Consider the following 19,917-nt stretch of genomic DNA (forward strand, 5'->3'; position numbering starts at 1 on the left):
TTAATTCTATCCAAAATGTAGTACACTTTAAGACAATATTAGTGTTCTGGCAAAGGAGAGTTGTATGGTCTTATTTGAAAAACATGGAATGGAGGGGGAAGAATTCTTTCATTTTTTTCCATTGAAGAATTATAGCTTTCCCCTTCATTTTCACCGCGCATATGAAATGATCTATGTTAATGATGGACAGCTATATGTATCCATTGATCAAAAAGAGTATCTTTTGAAGGAAAATGATCTGGTCTTTATCTTTACAAATCAAATGCATGAATTTAAGACCATCGATTACTCTAATATTACAATCATCCTTTTTTCGCCAGAATTGATCGGCGACTTTTTTATGAATTTAAAAGGCTTAATTCCAAATGACAGTGCACTGCATTTGGAGAGAGCTATTGATTTTAGTAAGCTGAATTCAATCTATAGCCAGAAAAGTTTTTTATATGCTGTTTGTGCTGATCTGATAAATCAGAAATCTTTTACCCTGGTTAAGCAATCACCTCAGACAAAGGTGCTCTATAAGATGCTGCTTTATGTGGAGGAAAATTATTCTAATGATTGCACATTAAAAGACATTGCAAAACATCTGCAGTATGACTATCCTTATCTATCAAAGTTGTTTGTCCAACAAATGAACATGACCTTCACGGACTACTTAAATCATTATCGGATTTCACAGGCATGCTATTTGCTGAAAAATTCCCAGCAGGCGATTGGTGAAGTTGCAATCAAGTGTGGTTATAACAATTTAAGAACCTTTCATCGTAACTTCAAGGAAATAACCAGGAGAGCGCCTAGAGAATATAGAGCAATGGACTAAAGAAGAACGGCATAAGCATAAGGTGAATGCGTTGAGCACTTTGTTGACTTTCAGCTTAAACTAGCTGGTGATTATGTTGAAATATAATCATTAATTCTCAACAATCTTCAGATCATAATTTACGATCCTTCTAATCCAAAGTTTTGCTAGCAATAAATTAGAAAATCCATAAACGCAGCGCCATCCAATTACCAAGAATTTTTCTACATGACGCACAACATTTTGAATCGGTTAATGTGAACAGCTGCGGCAATCTCTTGTCTTCTAAAAGCCGTGATTTACGAGGGCTTATCAGGATATCTGATGAGTGGTTTCAAAGGGTTCGTTCGTTTCCTGTCTGGTCACAGGGCAGAAGCTCACTCGGTTGTGATGCGCTCGGCAACAAAAACGATTCGATTCGTACACAGTATACATCACACAACAAATGTTTCCGGTACGTTCGCTGTGGCAGTATTCACTTCATTCTTAAGGGCCAAGTCGCCAAAACTTAAAAATAGTAAGTCTCTTGCAACTTAGAGACTTGCTATTTTGTGTTTTCGGTTCATTAAATTTTGTGAAAAAAAATAGTTCCAAAGTTATGAATTTTCTAAAAATTTATACTTTTAACAGCCGAAGGGCACTGCGGTTGGTACGTCATGTCGGAACGAGGAGATTGATTCAAAAAAATTGGTTGGTAAACTTGAGCTATGAGTTAATAAAAAAATGTCGGATGACAAAAGCATGTTGCATTAGGAGCCGCCTAAATGGCGGCTTTTTTTGTTTTAAGAAATCAAGTTCTTGCTCCGAGCCAAGGACAAGAACTTGATTATTCCATTGCCGATTAGATATCTACCTATTTAATGCTCACTATACCGACCATCCAGTTGTCGCAGGAGCAGACGACCTCATTCTGGAGTGGTTGAAGTGAGGTTCGTTGACTGGCAAAAAAGAAGCCCTTAGTGAGCTTTTTTTTAGATAGTTCTTTAATAAATAACCAAATTTATAAATTTATACTGTGCAGCTTTGAAAAAGCTCAATAAACTTCTGAGCTGCTGAAGAAAGGGGCAAGTCTTTTTTGATAGCAATACTTAAAAACCTTTTAGGTATGATTTCTTGGATGGGCACTATGAATAGCTGTTGTTGATCCAAATCGCGGCGAACAAAATCCTCGATTACACACGATATGCCCAAACCTTTTTTAGCAAACTCAATTAACAGTTCCATGGTACTCAGTTCTACTTTAGGTATTACTTTTAAGCCATATGAAGTGAAAAAGTTGTCAATATATTTTCTTGTATTAAGTCCTTTCTGCATCAGAATGATCGGGTAATTTTCTACTAGTTCTTTTAAGAATATTGGTTTATCACATATTTCTTTAAATCTCTCACCTGCTACAAAACAATCTTGTATTTCTATTTTTCCAATCACCGTCAGAGAATCTCTGCTTCCGTTCAGATTGATGATTCCTATGTCAACTTCGCCTGACTCTAGCTGCTTAATTGTAGAATGAGTAGATTGATCTTTGATATAAATCTCGATATTAGGGTAAGCCAAGGAGAATGTCTCCAGGTATTGCATCAAGAAGTTACTACAAGCTGTTGTGCTTACGGCTATTCTTAGTTGGCCAGCATCTAAATTCCTTAATTCCAAAAATTTTCTTTCAGCCGCCTGTAATAACTCATAGCTTTGTTCTACATATTGAAATAATATCTCTCCTTCCGTAGTAAGGGACACTCCTTGTGCTCTTCTATGGAACAATTGTCCACCTAGCTTATTTTCAAGTAGTTTTATGGACTGACTAACTGCCGATTGTGATGTAAACAGTTCCTTTGCCGCATTAGACATACTTCCAGCTTTTACTGTGATATAGAAGATCTTATAGAGTTCATAATTAATATCCATATAAGTATTTAGTATACCTCCTATACTTATTATTAATTTTACTTATTATAGTGCGTGAATTATACTCGGGTTGTCAATGATTAATCGATAAATTGAGAAGGTGACCAATCTAGTATTCCCATATTTAAGTTATATTATTGACTCATCTGTAGGGGATATTCAATCTTCAGAATTTGAGAGGGGATAATACTGTGAGGCGGGATTACTTACTTTTGCCATGGACACACTTGAAACCGTTCTTTTGGTATTTTCTTTTCTCATGGTTCTAAAATCGGATAAACGATTTATTGAAGCACTTCGTTCAATTTCCGATTGGCTAATTGATCAAAGTAAGAGAAAGGGGAAAATACATGGCTATCATATTCATAATTTTCGCATTATTGGCAGGAATGGCCTTGCCTACACAATTTAGTGTTAATGCGCAGCTAAGGACGGTGGTGGGATCACCTATTGTTGCTTCGGCCATTTCTTTTACAGTAGGTGCCATCTCATTAATAATCATATCTTTTTTTGTAAAAGGATCGTTGTTCAAAAAAGAATGGTTTGAAGCTCCCTGGTGGATGTGGACAGGAGGACTACTGGGTGCTTTCTATGTATTGGCGACAACCATTCTCATGCCCAGAATAGGAGTAGCAGCTACGGTTGGATACGTTTTAGCTGGACAAATAATCGTGTCGGTGATCATTGATCATTTTGGATTAATTGGTGCTAGTATGCACACTTTGAATATTCCTCGATTATTGGGAGCTCTTTTGGTTATTGCAGGAGTCTTTATCGTACAAAAATTTTAAATACATTTGGGGGAAACATACATGAGCAAAATAAGAAAAGACTTTCTGTGGGGAGGAGCTATTGCTGCTAATCAAGTAGAAGGTGCACATCGCAGGGATGGAAGAGGGTTAAGTACCGCTGATATTCAGCCGTTTATTCCAGGAGCTGATCCTATTGATCTACATTTTAATAACATGGATTCAGAAACATACGAAAAATACAAACATGGGACATATTATTTCCCTAAGCGCCAAGGAGTACATTTCTACGAACGATACCGTGAGTATATCGATGCGTTAGCAGAAATGCATGTAAAAACATTGCGGTTGTCTATTTCTTGGAGCAGGATTTTTCCGAATGGAGATGATACCGTTCCAAACGAGCAGGGTTTGGCCTTCTATGATCGATTATTTGAGTACATGAAAGAAAAAAATATTGAGCCAATCGTCACGATTTTCCATTATGAAATGCCTTTAAATTTGGTTGAGCAATATGGCGGTTGGACAAACCCGAAACTGATTGATTTCTTCGTGAAGTATGGGCAAACCGTCCTGCAAAGATATCACCAAATCGTTAAATATTGGATCATTATCAATCAAATTAACCTTGTCCACAAAGAGGCATTTGCCTCCCTTGGCATACTGAAAGATAAAGTTGATCATTACGAGCAGTCTCAGTTTCAAGCGGTTCATCACCAATTCGTTGCTTCTGCAAAGATTACTGAGTTTGGCCACAAGCTAAATCCATCCCTTCAAATGGGAATGATGTTGGCCGATACATTAACCGCCCCTTATTCATGTGAACCTGCAGATGTCGAACTGAATTTCAGACGGAATCGAATGCAATATTTCTACAGCGATGTTCTGATTCGAGGCGAGTATCCAGAATATGCATCGACGTATTTCGAAGACCATGACATCCAGCTGGAAATTACGGAATCGGAGAAAGAGTTGCTTCGGAACAATACAGCCGATTTCCTTGCAGTCTCTTATTACTGGTCAAATACTGTTAAAGCTAGTGAGAATACGATGGACCCTAATTCTACCGTCAAAAATCCCCATTTGAAAGCGAATCGCTGGGGCTGGTCCATAAATGCTTCAGGATTATATCTCTGCATGTCTAAATATTGGGACAGGTATCATGTTCCCATGATGGTGGCTGAAAATGGTCTTGGATTTAAAGATGTTTTAACAGCGGGCAATAAAGTTCATGACGATTATCGCATCGAATACCACCAGGAGCATATTGCAGCACTGAAAGAGGCAATACATGAAGGGGCAGATGTTTTTGCCTATTGTACCTGGGCCCCTTTCGACATCATCAGTGCAGGTACTGCTGAAATGAGCAAAAGATATGGCTTTATTTATGTGGACTATGATGATGAAGGTAATGGAAATGGGCAATTCCATTATAAAGATAGTTTTTACTGGTATAAGCAAGTTATTGATACAAACGGCGAGGATCTTAATAGAACCACCAACGATTAGGATGAGAATCACTAAATGATTAAGGCACCCCCGGATCATTTTGTATCGTTTTTGTAATACGGTATGTGGAAAATGGTCCGGGCATTTATAATAGGGGGGACAACTATGAGTTATCAAAAATTGGCAAAGGATATTCTGGATGGCGTAGGAGGAAAAGAGAATGTAAATGCGGTGTGGCATTGTGCCACTAGATTGAGATTTAAATTAAATGATGTGAGTGCTGCAGATACCAAAAAGATTGAAAACACAGATGGGGTCATTACCGTCGTCGATAGTGCCGGACAGTATCAGGTGGTTGTTGGTAATTCCGTTGCTCAAGTCTATGATGCACTAACATCATTACCTGGAATGGACTTACATGTTTCTAGCAGCAATGAAAGCGCTTCAGAAAAAATAACTGGGAAATTTAATCCTGTCAGTCAGTTGATGGATTTTGTTTCGGCCGTATTTACGCCATTTCTGGGAGCCTTGGCTGGATCCGGAATTTTGAAAGGCATTCTAGCTTTATTTACAACAATGAACTGGATATCGACCGACAGTGGTGCGTATAAAATATGGAATGCAGCAAGTGATGCCATTTTCTATTTTTTGCCGATTTTCTTGGCATTTACTGCGGCCAAGAAGCTGAAAGTCAACCCATTCGTAGCCGTTTCGTTAGCTGGTGCACTCATTCATCCGTCTTTAGTAGAGATCGTATCCAATTCACAAACGATTGATTTCTTTGGCATACCGATCATACCAATTACGTATACAGCGTCTGTGTTTCCCATTCTGTTGTCGATTTGGGGCCTCTCTTACTTGGAACCTTTGTTGAACAAATTCTTTCCGGAATCAATTCGTAATATGCTAACCCCTCTGGTTTCTCTAGTGATCATGTTGCCTCTAACATTGGCTGTTATCGGCCCTCTAGGCACAAAGATCAGTGACCTGTTCGCCATGGTATTGTTAGCAATCTTTGGTTTCTCCCCATTACTTGCTGGGTTGGTTTTAGGAGCGTTCCATCAGTCGATTGTCATTTTCGGAGTCCATTGGGCGCTGATTACGCTGATGATAAACAATGTCGCTAATCAAGGATACGACCAATGGTTGCCGATTGTATGTGCAGCCGTACTTTCTCAAGCAGGTGCTGCTCTAGGCGTATTTTTGAAAACCAAGGATGCCAAAATCAAAGGCCTATCGGGTTCTGCAGCAATCACAGCCATTTTTGGTATCACTGAACCGGCAATTTACGGCGTAACCCTTAAATTAAAGCGTCCATTCTACTGTGCAATGATCGCTGCTGGTATTGGAGGCGCTGTTATTGGATCGTTTGAAGTACATGCATCCACATTTACATTTCCTAGCTTGTTGGCTATTCCAACTTATTTAGGCCAAGGTTTCATTGGAGAAGTCATCGGATTAATTATTGCATTCTTTGGAGCCGTCATTTTAACTTATTTCTTCGGTGTTTCGAATAAGAGTGTGACGAATTTGAGTGATCAAGCAAATCCAAACGAGGTTGTGGTACCTGTGAATGGCCAAATTGTTCCTTTAAGCAGTGTAAGCGATGAGGTGTTTGCTTCTGAAGCGATGGGTAAAGGAGCAGGGATTGTTCCAATTAGCGGAATTGTTACAGCTCCGGTAAACGGAACGGTAAGCAGCGTGTACAAAACCGGGCATGCGATTGGCATTGTATCTGATTCCGGTATAGAACTTTTGATTCATATCGGTATTAATACTGTGAAATTAAAGGGACAACACTTTAAACCATTGGTTAAGGAAAATGATAGAATTGGCATTGATGACAAATTAGTTGAGTTTGACTTGGAGCAAATTAAGGCTGCGGGTTATGATCCTACGGTAATGGTTATTGTTACGAATTCATTTAATTATGATCAAGTGCATGTGAATCTGGAGGATCCAAATTCAAAACAGTTATTACATGTGATTCCTGCAAAACCTAGCGTTTCATCTTCAAATTTGGTTTAACACAGGACAGCATGGATTTGATCTTGGAAGTAAATTAAAAAAACGTATAACAGCCAGCTATAGCTATTATAGCTGGCTTTTTTTAGTAGATAGTTCTGTTGTTAACGAAGAAAAGGATTAAGATATTACGAATGCTTGGGCAGTTCAGCATCTGTTGTTCCTCCAACACTCATAACGAAAAATTTTACTGCAAACGTGCTTAGTAGTCTCCCCTTCGAAAAGATATTAGCCGAATGGTGAACAGAATGTTTCTGTGGACTGAAGATCCTTTAGTATGAATTTTAAGTGTTCTCTAGCTGATTGATTCAATGGTTGTAAGGGTAAAGGAAGACTGGGACTTGAGATCAAGCCAATTATTTCTGCTGCTGCTGAAACAACGCGAAGGCTGCCATATTGGCGAAATAACGACCAAAGCGGTTCAAGCTGTGTTGAGAGTCGACTTGCTTCGTCAGCACAACCATCCAGAGCAAATCGGGTTATTCTCAAGCACGCCCTTGGAAACAAACCACCAAGAACTGAGTACCATACTTCACAGCCTGCATCCAAGCCAGTGACTGCGGATGAGTCTCCACTTACTCCTATAGTTACATGGGGAGGAATGGCCGTTCGCAGTTTTCTAATGCGTGCCTTGGCTGCTTCAGGATCAGAAGGCACTCCAGGAATCTTGATAGAACGAACGTTAGGCAGCTCAGCAATCCGACCGTGCAACTCATCACTGAAATGAAAATGTGTAGTCCCCGGATTATCATATACGCAGAGCGGAATAGAGAGCGAGCTTGTCACCTGTTCATACAACGAATATACCTCTTCATTTGTTAATGCCTGGTAAGAAACAGGAGCCAACAGCACTGCGCTTGCTCCTGCTCTTTGTGCATCTTCCGCTAATCGAAGTACTTCAGAAGTACGAATCGCACTTATACTTGTCATCACGGGAATCCCCTCAGATGAATGGACAGCAAGTCGAAGCACACGTAAACGTTCTTCTCGATTAAGATATGCATAATTTCCAGTTGAACCCAATGCACCAATTGAGTCTACACCAGCTGCAACTAATCGTTGAATTAGTGTCACAAATGCTTTTTCGTTAATACCTGTCTCGTTAACTGGGGTGAGTGGAAAAGCAGATAATCCACAGAACATAAAGCTACACTCCTTTATTAATTGGCCTTCAAAATACAAACACATTATAAAAATGAATTAGACACAATTAAAGTACCAATTGAGAGACAAATAACAGTACCAATTCTTCTAGAGAAACCTAATATCGAAACAAAGAGATATGAGCATCAAGCTTCAGTCTCAACTTGGATAGTACATCTTTTAACAGATCAGGTTAGTTGAACAAGATAAAAAGCATTCTATATAGAATGCTTTTTATCTTTCTCATGATTTAGTGATGTATCAGAGTGTGTTAATATGCGGTCAAGTACTTTTTCAGTAAGTGGCATAAAGTAATTGAGTATTAGCCCCCCTAAACAAACGGTTAACAAAGTTCCAATGCCAATGGGGCCATTTAAGATGACTGCTATGATCAAGAATATAAGATAGATGAGTGTTCTCGAAAAAAATAGATTTGTTTTAGTTAATTCTTGTATGATTAATGTTAATCGGTCAACTGGAATTGGTGCAAAATTTGTCTGTAAATATGTTGCAGTTCCTAATCCTACAACAACTAAACCAATTCCAAAACAAACAACTTTGCTGTACCATAGTTCAGGTGCTATCAAATTGTGTAATAAAAAAAGCCACATATCAATACCAATACCCGTTATAAATGCTGTTAACAACCCCAAAACTTCTGGTCTTTGTCTTTTTAAAAGCGAATTACAACATATCAATATTATAGCTATTATGATTTCCCAACTTCCCACAGTAAGCCCCAAATTTATGGACAGTCCTACCAAAAGTGCATCAAAAGGTGAAGTCCCAAGGTTTGATTGTATAGTGAACGAAATTCCAAGGGATAATATAAAAATTCCTAATACGAAAAAAACATATTTCACTTTACTAGACCTCTTTAACATAATTTTTTTTGTTGCAAATGCAATAAAAATAAGGTAAATTCAATATATATCATTTTTATTGCATTTGCAACAAAATAGGTGCGAAGGAGTTAACTATGAAGGAAGTGCTTCGTGAAATTGGAATGATCGCAAGGGCATTAGATTCTATAAGTAATATAGAATTTAAAGAATATGACCTTACAAAAGGGCAGTATTTGTACCTTGTACGAATATGTGAAAACCCAGGAATCATTCAAGAAAAGTTAGCTGAGATGATAAAAGTAGATCGAACAACTGCATCTCGTGCTATAAAAAAACTTGTAATTAATGGTTTTATTGAAAAGAAAGAAGATAACCATAATCAAAAAATTAAAAAACTCTATCCAACAGATAAAGGGAACAATGTTTATCCTTTTATAAAAAGAGAAAATGATTATTCCAATAACGTTGCATTAGAGGGATTTTCAGAAAAAGAAGTAGAAACTATTTTCAATCTTCTTCAAAGAGTAAGAGAAAATATAGGGGAAGACTGGGAATTTGTAAAAAAGGGGAACAAGAGAAATTATTGATTTACATGAAGGAGCGATACATTAAAGTGACCGTGAAAATAATAAAGTGCAGCCGTGAAAATTTACAAATACTCCAAGAAATAAGTATTGAAACATTTAATGATACTTTTAAAGATCAGAATTCACCTGAAAATATGAAAGCTTATCTAGAAAGAGCATTTAACTATAAGCAGTTGGAGGAGGAATTGTCCAACGACTCTTCAGAAATCTTTTTCATCTATTTTAATGAAGAACTTGCTGGATACTTAAAGGTAAATATGAATGATGCCCAATCCGAAAGAATGGGTGATGAGTCGCTCGAAATTGAGAGGATTTATATAAGAAACAAATCTCAAAAACATGGGCTTGGTAAATATCTGCTAAATAAAGCTATGGAAATTGCGATTGAACATAATAAAAAGAAGATCTGGCTCGGGGTATGGGAAAAAAATGAAAATGCCATTGCTTTTTACAAGAAAATGGGGTTTGTTCAAACTGGCGCACACTCTTTTTATATGGGGGATGAAGAACAAATTGATTTCATAATGACCAAAACAATGATATAAGTTTAGGATGATATACGAATTCTTATTAATTTTTATATTGTAATTTAATCACTAATCTGTATAATATTAACTATAATTGAATTAAAAAATGTTTTCTAGGGTTCCGCGATGTAATATCGGCTGGTCCGAGAGAAAACTCACAGTCGTCGTACTGTGCCACGGAGGGATAAAAGCCTGGGAGAAAAACTGCTGTATGCAGTATTCTCTCAGGCTTTTTTTTATTGCTGCTATAAATCCATACTACATTTGCAGCATTATCAAAAAGGAGGAAGCACAGAATGAACAAGACATGGTTATCTGTTGTAATTGCGGCATTATTTGAAGTTGGATGGGTCATCGGCCTGAAACATGCTAGCGGATGGTTAGAGTGGGGGGGCACTTTAGTTGCCATTTTAGTAAGTTTCATACTCATGATTATGGCTTCCCGTACGCTTCCGGTAGGTACGGTGTATGCAGTGTTTGTCGGCTTGGGAACGGCCGGCACTGTATTGGCAGAAATTTTGTTGTTTGGTGCTGAGGTACAGGGATCTAAATTGTTGCTAATCGGGGTGCTTCTGCTCGGAGTTGTAGGCCTCAAAATACAGAGCAAAGAGAAGAAACAAGGAAAAGAGGTGCACTGACGTATGAACTGGGTATTTCTAATTTTGGCAGGCGTATTTGAGATGATGGGAGTTCTCATGATTAATAAGCTCCATAAAGATCGGGATTTCCTGTCTGCTTTTTACCTGCTTGCAGGCTTTGGGTTGAGCTTCTTGTTTCTATCCCTGGCCATGGAAACACTACCAATGGGAACGGCCTACGCTGTCTGGACCGGTATTGGAGCTTCTGGAGGGGCCATATTGGGCATGATCTTTTACAGTGAACCGCGTAATACCGCGAGAATTCTGTTCATCGCGATGGTACTCGGTTCAGCAGTTGGCCTAAAGCTGGTAAGCTGATTAATGATGGAATTAGACATACTGGTCATCTTAGAACAGCAGCGGACTATCTGAATGCTTATGGGCTATCATTAAATTTAAAAATAGAAAGAAAAGACCAGCGTGCAGACAAAGTATCGATAAGAAATTTTGTCTGCATGTTTTTTTGCATTTGCTTATCCTTCTATACTCTGATCTTTAGGATCGCCGCGTTGTGTTTTCAGTTTTAGAAAATGAAGAGTCATTTGAAGCTTCAGACGAATATCACCATCGCTTAGATCAATCTCGAAAAGCTCACGTATCCTGTTGATTCGATAGAACAAAGTATTTCTATGAATAAAAAGTGTTTTAGCAGCAATATTTGGAGTGTCCACATATTGAAGATAGGCTTCAAGGGTAGGCAGCAAACTTGTTTTGTGGGCATTGTCATAAGCAATTAACTTTTGGATAACTGGATGGCAGAAGTCAGCGAGATCGTTCTGTTCCGATATGATCTTTCCAATATGCTCGCAGAGATAGTCCTCATACATATACACTGGCTTGTTAGAATTAAGTTGGAACCCAATCTCGATGGCGGTTAGGCATTGCTTATAATATTTTCGTAAACAGGTTAAATGACTAAAGCAGTCACTCAGCGAAGCAGTTAGGCCGTTTACTTGGAGAAATTCCAGAATTCGTTTGTCTTCAGCAATGATTTTACAGGATGAATCAACGAGGGAAATGAGAAATACAATACGTCCCTGATATACGATCCAACGGCTATCCGGAAGTAATTGGATCATATGCTGTGCAACCAGCTGAACTTTCCCCTCAAAAAAGCCGTTCTTCAGGTCTGTCAAGGTCATCACTCTCAGGTAAGGTGTAAGCGTCCATTCCAGATGAGCCAGTCGCATTGCGATGACATTAGCATCATTGAGCTCGCCTGTAAGCAGTTCGGAAAGCAAAAAACTATGCATCATTCCTTGATTGCAATTATAAAAGTCGTTCTTTTGCAATTCTACCGAAACCAGCTCACAAAGAAATTGTACGAGTTCAAAATCAATATCTGTAAATTTACGATCCAGTTCCATAACACTGACCTGCGCGAATTCTATACCATGTACGTACACAAAAGCTGTTATCCAACAGTCGTTGGTCTCGGGATCGCGTGAATAATAAGGAATAAGAGCCATACGGGTCAGTTCGTACAGATTAGATTTCTTCATGCTCTCAATATTACTGTCAAGAATATAACCCAAATTTCGCTGCTGTTCGATATCAGGTCGGCTGGGGATGGGGGCCTGACACATAGCGAGTAACTTATAGCCTGCGTCGACAATGATTACCGGATTACCAAAGATGCGGGAGGCCTCGTTTGTCAAGTATTGCAAACCTTTGTTTGAGTAAAGTGCGGATATCAGAGTGTGCATATGCTCAATGAGCCGATTCTCATGAGCAAGTATAGATGAAATCTTTCCCGAAAGATCCAGCAGATCCAGTCCATTTGGCAGAAGGGTAAGGCAAGTATAAGAGTCTACAAGTGCATCACAATCCTGAATGCAAAAAAGAGGAGTGTCTGTAGGAAAGTCCTTTGGCAAATTCGAAAGCTTACCTATATAAGCCGTATCAGCCTGGAAAACGGAACTCAACCGCAGGATAGTAAATTCACTGATTTCTTTTGTTTGCATGGCCTCTTCGGGCAAGGAAAGATAACAGTCGCTAAGTTTTCTGATTATTTTTTGAATTTTCACGAGAGCAGCCTCCAAAAGCTTTTTAATCCTTGTGCAATATTACAAAACATCATCACTATATTAGACCATATTTAAATTCCAGCACATGGGATATAACGTTTTTATTATATATACTGAATTTATTACACGCTGCAATAAATGACACTTTCATCAAAAAATGAGTAATATTGTTTAAAATCAAAACTCTGTGAGCGAATGGTTTTGGAATTATGTAAGGAAATTTATGCGAAATTAGTGGAGAAAGCTGAAACTCTCGCATGGATTTGCTTCAGGATCTATGCCTAACAAATACAAATAGCAGGAGGATATTAATGAAAATTTTAGGGATTAGTTGCGGTAGAAGGATGAGTAATTCAGAAATCCTTGTCAAGGAAGCTCTGATGGGTGCTGAAGAGATAGGTGCCGAGGTAGAGCTTATACGTCTTAATGACCTGCAAATTAAACCTTGCACCGGTTGTAATGCTTGTGTAGTCAGCCTGCTTGAAAAGTGTGGCTCAGGAGATTGTGTGATAAAGAACGATGATTATGGATTTATTGAAGAAAAAATAATGGAATGCGACGGGTTAATTGTAAGCTCAGCCATTTATGAGAAGAGTCCGAGTGGACTGTTGAAGACTCTGAATGACCGGATGGGCCCCTCCCATGACATTGCCTTCCGAATGATTGCCAGGAAGCAACGCGAAGAAAGAGGAATAACTACTGGTAAAGGCCCAGATGAAAGAAGCTTTAAGCAAAGAGTGGCTTCTCTTATAGCTGTAGGAGGGAGTGAGTGGGACACACTTGCACTGCCAATGCTCCATCTTTTCACGCTGCCGATGCAAATCAATGTTGTAGACAAAATGCTGGTCAATTGGGTTGGCTTGCCTGGATCAGTAGTCTTCAAGGAAAATGAATTGAACAGAGCTAGGCAATCTGGTCGTCATGTTGCTGAAACACTAATGAATCCGAATACGGAAGCGAAATATATTGGCGAATCTGGTTTATGTCCAATCTGTCATTCCAAACTCGTTGAAATCAGGAATCATGATGATAATTACCCTGCAATATGCGGAATTTGCGGTGTAAAGGGTACTTTGGAGGTTGAACAGGGCAAAGTTAAATTCAATGTCTCGGAAGAAGATAGAGCGCATTCTCATGTTCTAATCTCTGGGAAATTCGAGCACGCGGATGAATTATATAAAGTTTCATTAAAGCCTAATTCCAAGGCTGGCGAGTTGCCTGAAAGATTAAAAAAATACAAAAACTATTTATCTTATTCCAGACCTGCTCGTAATTGATATTCCGGATAAAGTGCTTATTCTTTTTTTGAAAGGCTGAGAGCGAATTTGGCTGGTAAGATGCTTGCGGGAGCAGGCATGGTTGAAGCTGGTCTAAACGGCGTCAGGTTTTCATCTTACACACTCTTTTGGTTTATAGGACCTAAGATCATTAATGATTAATTTAGTTGTTGGGAAAACTTCAAAAAGTATCACTCTGGAATATCACTTAGTTATGTAAAGGTCAGTCAGATGCAATAAGGTTCTGAACATAAATCCTTTGTTGCTGTAACTAACCGTTAAACTCCCTTGAAAAGATTCATCAGACTAGCTCCAATACGTGAACTAATCACCTACACAGTTCTTCAGGGACTTTCATGAGGCAGCCTTTTGAGGTGCTCGTTCTTGAGAATCCCCCGTTCGGGCGTGTACTTTCATACAACTGACTTTGATTTAGAATTTGATCCATACTTCAAATGAACGGTTGTTCAAAAAAACATTGGAGGGATTTTTCATGCGTTTGGGAGGAAAAGTTGCGGTCATTACAGGCTCAGCATCAGGAATGGGGAAAGCGATTGCAGAGTTATTTGCAAAAGAAGGCACAAGTGTTATTGTTTCAGACCTGAACATTGAAGGAGCTGAAGCGGTTGCAGCAGGAATTAAATCAGCTGGCGGAACCGCCGTCGCAGTAAAAACCAATGTTGCTGATTTAAATGATATTCATGCTATGATCGATACTGCTGTTAATGAATTCGGAACTCTCGATATTTTGGTTAACAATGCGGGCGTTATGGATAACATGGCGCCTGTAGGAGATGTGGACGACGAGACATGGGATTTTATATTCGATGTTAACACAAAAAGCGTTATGCGTGCGATTCGCAAAGTCATCCCGATCTTCCTGGATAAAGGGAAGGGAGTGATTATAAATACGGCATCTACGGGCGGCTTCAGCGGCGCGCATGCAGGCGCTGCTTACACTGCCTCAAAGCATGCGGTAATCGGTATTACGAAAAACACGGGGTTCATGTATGCTCAAAAAGGTATCCGATGCAATGCCATTGCGCCAGGAGCGACAGCCACAAACATTACTTCAACGATTCATAACTTAAATGAGTTTGGCGCGTCCAGAACGAAGGTTACACAAGGCGTAATTCCTCGCGTAGGGCAGGCGGAAGAAATCGGAAAAGTAGCCCTTTTCCTGGCTTCAGACGAATCGAGCTTTGTGAACGGGGCTGTTATAGCCGCTGACGCGGGTTGGACGGCAGGCTTCTAATCCACTGTTTAACGAGCACACATGCTTCAAAATATATAATCATGGAAGTAAGATCCTTGCAAGGTTAAAGTAATATTGGAAGTACGATTACTCGTTTTGCAGTGGCTGCAGGATATGACGTTGTAGAGAATAGGGATGTAACCAATCGTTGTAAGAGGCGATTGATTACATCCCTATTTTGGCGTGGAGAAATCAATGTCGTCATTAGTGACTTTTCTTCAGAATCATCTGAGGAAGCTCTAGCAACAATCTGTCCATCGTGAGCGGATCATCGAAATTGTACTTGTTCTCGGTAAGAATAATACGATCGATGCTTTTCGAGTTCCAGTATGGTAACTGCATCAGTCTTCTGTATAACCGGATCGTACGGGGATCGTTATCCATGAGAATAAAATGGGTATCGGCTTCATAGCTACAGGCATGTTCCGGTCGCGTCAGTTGAAAAGGAATGCCTGCCCGAATTAGTTCCTTCACCTTCGGAGGAGGCTGCATGCCGTCAGGGTGGTATACAGTAACTGCAAAGCCTTTCATGCTCATGATGTAGAGATTGCCTTCAACGATGGAAAACACAGCTGCTGTTTGCTTAACATCCATATGCTTCGCCAGGCCTATCCACATTCGTTTACTTGCAGCGCGATGCCGATAAATCCATTGTTGTGCAAGCTTCTGCCGGTTCATTAGCTCTGCTGTTTGCATGATTCTTGAATAGACGTGTTCATAGCGATCGATGAGCACGGTTGGGGCAATGGATGCCAATTCTTCGATCCAATCTTGACGGAAACCAGAATGAATGATCAGGTCAGGAAGAAGCTTACGTATTTTGCCCGGTTCACCCAGTAATCCAATATCTTCAATACCATTAATGGAATCCCAGTACAGACCTCTTTTACCTATGATCTCCACATCTGCGCCTATCGGCGTGATACCCAAGGACAATAGATCGCCCAGCGAATAACCAACGGCAACGATCCGTTTGTAAGGAACCTCTGGCATGAGCACGGGAGATGAGCTGACTGAAGCAGCCTTCTCGTACTGGCGGGGAGTGATCCCTTCCGTTTGTCTAAACTTGCGCGAAAAGTAACTCTCATCCTTAAATCCCACGGCTTGGGCAATCTGTGCAATCGTGTCCTCGGTCTGTAACAACAGCCGCTTGGCATGTTTCATACGAATATCCAACACATAGTCCAACGGTTTTTTTCCTGTAATGGACTTGAATAAGGTACTGTATTGCCATTTAGCCACACCTGCGATGCTGTACAACTGGCGGGCCGTAATGTTTTGCTGATAGTGAGATTCGATATAAGTGACGGTATGCTTCACCGCTTGAATGTTATCGGATATTTCCGTATTCCGTCGAATGTTTTCCATCAGGAACAGGAGTAGTTCCTGCAACGCAATCTGCTGTTTCAATCTCGACTCTTCGGGGACGGGAGTGGGGCGCTTCAATGAGAGGTCGAGCGTTCCTGCCAAATCAAGTAACCTTGATTCGTCAGTAATGTTCATGCGCGTCTCGTACGGAATCGTGGACAGTAATTCATTGGCTGGTTTCGACTCTCCAAGCCGGTATACACTGAACACGATGACGATGGCCGCCGCGGTATTCAGCTGCGTGGCGGACGATGAAGCCCCCAATGTTTCTTCGTGCGGATCGACGAATTGAATGCTGGCCTGCGCATCAGGTGCAAGCAGTAAGACATCGTTTTTTTCGGTCTGCACGAAATGCTTCCTCAAGTGCAACACACCGGATGTCGACTTAAACACGACGAGGCGATGCGCCCCAGGCGAGCTCGGGATAAGCTGTTTGCAGGACAGTCTGCGGAAAAGGCTCACGCTTTGAGGGATGTATATGTCGTATCCTTCATTCGGCAAAAAGGAAATTTCTTTTCCGTCAATTGTTGAACGTTCCATGTTGTGCTCCTTAACCAAATGTATTTTGAACCGCGGTTCCAAACAAGACATGCATAGACAAGTCAATTGTCGCAAGTCCGGTTCTGTTTTTTGTGCTATAAAAAATCAGAAATATATCCATTGTTCAATCATACCAAACTCCTTAACATGAATTGAAGATGATTTTCATTCTCATTAATGTTTTAGGGGGCTTTACCATGCGAAAGAGAAAAATGTTCCAAGGCATACTTGTCATGCTATTTATGCTTCTGCTTGCTGTGGCAGCGGCATGTTCCAAAAAAGAGGAGGCAGCACCATCTGCGTCAGCTAACGGGGAACAGGAAAGAGCTAAAGAAATAACGGTTTCATGGATGAGGGATTTGGGTCCATCTAATCCGCACGCGTACTATCCATCACAGCTGTTCTCACAATCCATGATTTACGAACCCCTGGTTGAGTACGGCGAAGGGGGAGAAATCAAGCCTCATTTGGCCACCAGTTGGGAGATTAGCGAGAACGGCAAAGAATATACTTTCCATCTTCGGAAGGACGTCCAATACTCGGACGGAACACCGTTCAACGCCGCTAGCGTCAAGCGTAACATAGACGCGATCCTGCAAAACAAGACGACGCATAGCTGGCTGGGAACGGCCAAATTGCTGGATCACCTCGAGCTTGTTGACGAGTACACCGTCAAGCTTGTCATGTCAGAGCCGTACTATCCGGTTTTGCAGGACTTAACAACCGTGCGTCCATTCCGCTTCTTGGCCGATGCAGGCTTCCCGGAGGGGGACAATACGCTGGAAAGCATTCAGTCTCCCATCGGCACGGGGCCATGGATGCTTGAAGAATACAAGCAGGATGAATACAGCGTATTCGTAAAAAACCCGAACTATTGGGGCGAACAGCCTGAACTGGACAAGATCACGGTCCGCATCATACCGGATGCCGAAACTCGGGTACTAGCCTTCGAGAAAGGCGATCTTGATCTCATTTTCGGAGAGGGTTCCATTAGCCTTGACGAATTCACGCGCCTGCAAAAGAACGATGCATTCGAAACGGAAGTATCGGGCCCGTTGGGCACGCGAAACTTAATCCTGAATACGCAGAATGAAAAGCTGGCTGATATGCGAGTAAGGCTTGCATTGCATCACGGATTTGACAAGGCTGCGATGGTCAAAGGCATCACGTCTGACGTGGAACAGCCTGCGACGCAGGTGCTAACGACCGATTATCCTTACGTTAGCCAGACGTTCCCTGGATTTGCATACGATGCCTCCAAAGCAGCAGCTTATCTGGACGAGGCAGGATGGAAGGTTCCGGCATCGGGCGGTACCAGGGAAAAGGATGGCGAGAAGCTGTCGTTTGAGCTGATGTACGATACAACTGACCGCATCCAGAAAGCGATGGGCGAGACACTTCAGGCCGAATGGGCTGGACTTGGCGTTGAACTTCAGTTGACGGGACTTGAGCTGACCGAACAGACCAAACGTTTCCGTGAGGGAGACTATGACATGAACTTCTGGTTCAACTCCGGAGTGCCTTACGATCCACATACATTGGTCAATGCGGTAGCGGAGCCTACCTTTGGCGTTGCAGAGGCACATCTCAATATTGAAGGCAAGGCAGAGCTTGACAAACAGATCAGGCAAGTACTGGCTTCCGTTGACGAGAAACAGAGACAAGAGCTTTATGATCAGATTTTACAAAAAGTTCAGGAAGAATCGGTTATTATACCCCTGTCCTATATTCGTCAATATAACGTATACCAAAAAACACTGGATAACGTTTCATTTCCGGAGAGCAGATGGGATCATCCATTTAATAGCATTCACCTAAAATAAAGAAAAGGAAGGGCCACTCATGGCAGGTTATATTTTTAGAAGAGCACTGACGCTGGTTCCACTCGTGCTGTTCGCCACCTTCGTAGCTTTTGTGCTAATGAGGCTCTCTCCGGTTGATCCGGCCGAGGCGTATTTCTCGGCAGCTCATATCAAGCCTAACGAGCAAATGCTACAGGAGAAGAGGGGAGAACTGGGGCTGGACGATCCCTTTATGTCTCAGTACGTGCAATCTGCTGTTCGCATGCTACAGTTGGACCTCGGGACGTCGTACCTGTCTTCCAAGTCTGTCTGGGGAGAGATTTGGCAACGGTTGCCCGCAACGTTGCAGTTGACGGGGAGCAGTATGTTGATCGCTTTCGTAGCTGTTGTCACACTAGGGTATCTCTCGGCCGTGCACGCCGGGCGGTGGGTAGATTATGCGGTGCGCATTCTTTCCTACATCGGTGCATCCTTACCGCAATTCATGCTGGGTTACTTACTGATCTATCTGTTTGCCCTCCACTGGGACTTGCTTCCCGTGGAAGGAAAGGGCACATGGCAGCATTTGATTTTACCATCATTGACTCTCTCTTTGGCACTTGTGGCAACCTATGCCCGACTGTTTCGTGAGAGTATTCTGGAGCAGATGAAGCAGGCTTACGTGGACTATGCGCATATACGAGGACTAAAGCCGCGCAGCATCATGCTCAGACATGTGGTTCGACTGGCCATCCTCCCCATCATTACCGGATTCGGTATGAATCTGGGTAGGCTTATCACGGGAACGATTGTGGTAGAACGAGTATTCTCCTGGCCCGGTTTGGGGCGGTTTTTCGTGGAATCCATTTTCAACCGCGATTTACCAGTCATTCAGGGCTATGTTTTTTTTGCTGCCTGTCTTTACTTATGCACAAGTCTCCTAACCGATCTTCTGCACATGGCTGCTGATCCGAGGCTTTCCTTGCAAGAAAGGAGCAGGTAGGA

The 19,917-nt window shown here is 41.3% G+C and carries 17 protein-coding genes and 1 riboswitch; of the genes, 12 read left to right on the forward strand and 5 right to left on the reverse strand.

The genetic code is table 11. The features are described from left to right. Positions 1-64: 64 nt before the first annotated feature. Positions 65-820 (forward strand): helix-turn-helix transcriptional regulator, encoded by a 756-nt coding sequence (locus tag KAI36_RS12625; RefSeq protein WP_220027921.1) that lies wholly within the window; start codon positions 65-67, stop codon positions 818-820. Between the two features lie 987 nt (positions 821-1,807). Here the strand turns inward: KAI36_RS12625 and KAI36_RS12630 are convergent. Next, on the reverse strand, positions 1,808-2,701 hold the full coding sequence (locus tag KAI36_RS12630) for a LysR family transcriptional regulator (protein WP_220027922.1): 894 nt from the start codon (positions 2,699-2,701) through the stop codon (positions 1,808-1,810). 350 nt (positions 2,702-3,051) lie between these two features. Between KAI36_RS12630 and KAI36_RS12635 the strand changes: the two genes are divergently transcribed. From KAI36_RS12635 to KAI36_RS12645, 3 genes are all read left to right on the forward strand, one after another. After that, a complete protein-coding gene (locus KAI36_RS12635; protein WP_023988632.1) occupies positions 3,052-3,492 on the forward strand; it encodes a DMT family transporter in 441 nt (146 codons plus the stop codon). Positions 3,493-3,513: 21 nt separating this feature from the next. Continuing rightward, on the forward strand, positions 3,514-4,959 hold the full coding sequence (locus KAI36_RS12640) for a glycoside hydrolase family 1 protein (RefSeq protein WP_220027923.1): 1,446 nt from the start codon (positions 3,514-3,516) through the stop codon (positions 4,957-4,959). Between the two features lie 105 nt (positions 4,960-5,064). Further along, positions 5,065-6,927, forward strand: coding sequence for a beta-glucoside-specific PTS transporter subunit IIABC (locus tag KAI36_RS12645; RefSeq protein WP_220027924.1), 1,863 nt, complete (start codon positions 5,065-5,067; stop codon positions 6,925-6,927). A 225-nt stretch (positions 6,928-7,152) separates the two neighbouring features. Here the strand turns inward: KAI36_RS12645 and KAI36_RS12650 are convergent, their stop codons facing one another. Together KAI36_RS12650 and KAI36_RS12655 are read right to left on the reverse strand one after the other, a co-directional pair. Beyond that, complete coding sequence (locus KAI36_RS12650; RefSeq protein ID WP_220027925.1) at positions 7,153-8,067, reverse strand: dihydrodipicolinate synthase family protein; 915 nt, start codon at positions 8,065-8,067, stop codon at positions 7,153-7,155. Between the two features lie 218 nt (positions 8,068-8,285). Beyond that, the gene (locus KAI36_RS12655; RefSeq protein WP_220027926.1) at positions 8,286-8,930 is read right to left on the reverse strand and encodes a YczE/YyaS/YitT family protein; all 645 of its coding nucleotides are present in this window, start codon (positions 8,928-8,930) and stop codon (positions 8,286-8,288) included. A gap of 116 nt (positions 8,931-9,046) precedes the next feature. On the opposite strand from KAI36_RS12655, the gene KAI36_RS12660 reads away from it, so the two are divergent. The 4 genes from KAI36_RS12660 to KAI36_RS12675 all read left to right on the forward strand — a co-directional run bounded on the left by KAI36_RS12660 (position 9,047) and on the right by KAI36_RS12675 (position 10,982). Beyond that, positions 9,047-9,499 carry a MarR family winged helix-turn-helix transcriptional regulator gene (locus tag KAI36_RS12660; RefSeq protein WP_220027927.1) on the forward strand — a complete coding sequence of 151 codons (453 nt, stop codon included), beginning with the start codon at positions 9,047-9,049 and terminating at the stop codon, positions 9,497-9,499. Between the two features lie 26 nt (positions 9,500-9,525). Continuing rightward, entirely contained in the window at positions 9,526-10,044 is a 519-nt protein-coding gene (gene paiA / locus KAI36_RS12665) for a spermidine/spermine N(1)-acetyltransferase (protein WP_220028115.1), read from the forward strand. A gap of 84 nt (positions 10,045-10,128) precedes the next feature. Beyond that, a riboswitch (guanidine-I (ykkC/yxkD leader) is annotated at positions 10,129-10,227 on the forward strand. Between the two features lie 95 nt (positions 10,228-10,322). After that, a complete protein-coding gene (locus KAI36_RS12670; RefSeq protein ID WP_025723001.1) occupies positions 10,323-10,664 on the forward strand; it encodes a DMT family transporter in 342 nt (113 codons plus the stop codon). A 3-nt stretch (positions 10,665-10,667) separates the two neighbouring features. Then, positions 10,668-10,982 carry a DMT family transporter gene (locus KAI36_RS12675; RefSeq protein ID WP_220027928.1) on the forward strand — a complete coding sequence of 105 codons (315 nt, stop codon included), beginning with the start codon at positions 10,668-10,670 and terminating at the stop codon, positions 10,980-10,982. Between the two features lie 155 nt (positions 10,983-11,137). On the opposite strand, the gene KAI36_RS12680 is transcribed toward KAI36_RS12675, so the two are convergent. Beyond that, entirely contained in the window at positions 11,138-12,691 is a 1,554-nt protein-coding gene (locus KAI36_RS12680; protein WP_220027929.1) for a PucR family transcriptional regulator, read from the reverse strand. A gap of 311 nt (positions 12,692-13,002) precedes the next feature. Here KAI36_RS12680 and KAI36_RS12685 point away from each other — a divergent pair, with 311 nt between their 5' ends. Then, positions 13,003-13,968 (forward strand): flavodoxin family protein, encoded by a 966-nt coding sequence (locus KAI36_RS12685; protein WP_220027930.1) that lies wholly within the window; start codon positions 13,003-13,005, stop codon positions 13,966-13,968. A 493-nt stretch (positions 13,969-14,461) separates the two neighbouring features. After that, a complete protein-coding gene (locus KAI36_RS12690) occupies positions 14,462-15,223 on the forward strand; it encodes an SDR family oxidoreductase (RefSeq protein WP_220027931.1) in 762 nt (253 codons plus the stop codon). A gap of 204 nt (positions 15,224-15,427) precedes the next feature. Here KAI36_RS12690 and KAI36_RS12695 read toward each other — a convergent pair whose 3' ends face one another. Next, positions 15,428-17,131, reverse strand: coding sequence for a helix-turn-helix domain-containing protein (locus KAI36_RS12695; protein ID WP_220027932.1), 1,704 nt, complete (start codon positions 17,129-17,131; stop codon positions 15,428-15,430). Between the two features lie 197 nt (positions 17,132-17,328). Here KAI36_RS12695 and nikA point away from each other — a divergent pair, with 197 nt between their 5' ends. Both nikA and KAI36_RS12705 read left to right on the forward strand, forming a co-directional pair. Then, positions 17,329-18,954, forward strand: coding sequence for a nickel ABC transporter substrate-binding protein (gene nikA / locus KAI36_RS12700; RefSeq protein WP_220027933.1), 1,626 nt, complete (start codon positions 17,329-17,331; stop codon positions 18,952-18,954). A gap of 19 nt (positions 18,955-18,973) precedes the next feature. Beyond that, entirely contained in the window at positions 18,974-19,915 is a 942-nt protein-coding gene (locus tag KAI36_RS12705) for an ABC transporter permease subunit (RefSeq protein WP_220027934.1), read from the forward strand. Positions 19,916-19,917 lie beyond the last annotated feature (2 nt).

This window comes from Paenibacillus sp. S02, from assembly GCF_019454065.1.
In the GTDB taxonomy this organism is placed as follows: domain Bacteria; phylum Bacillota; class Bacilli; order Paenibacillales; family Paenibacillaceae; genus Paenibacillus; species Paenibacillus polymyxa_B.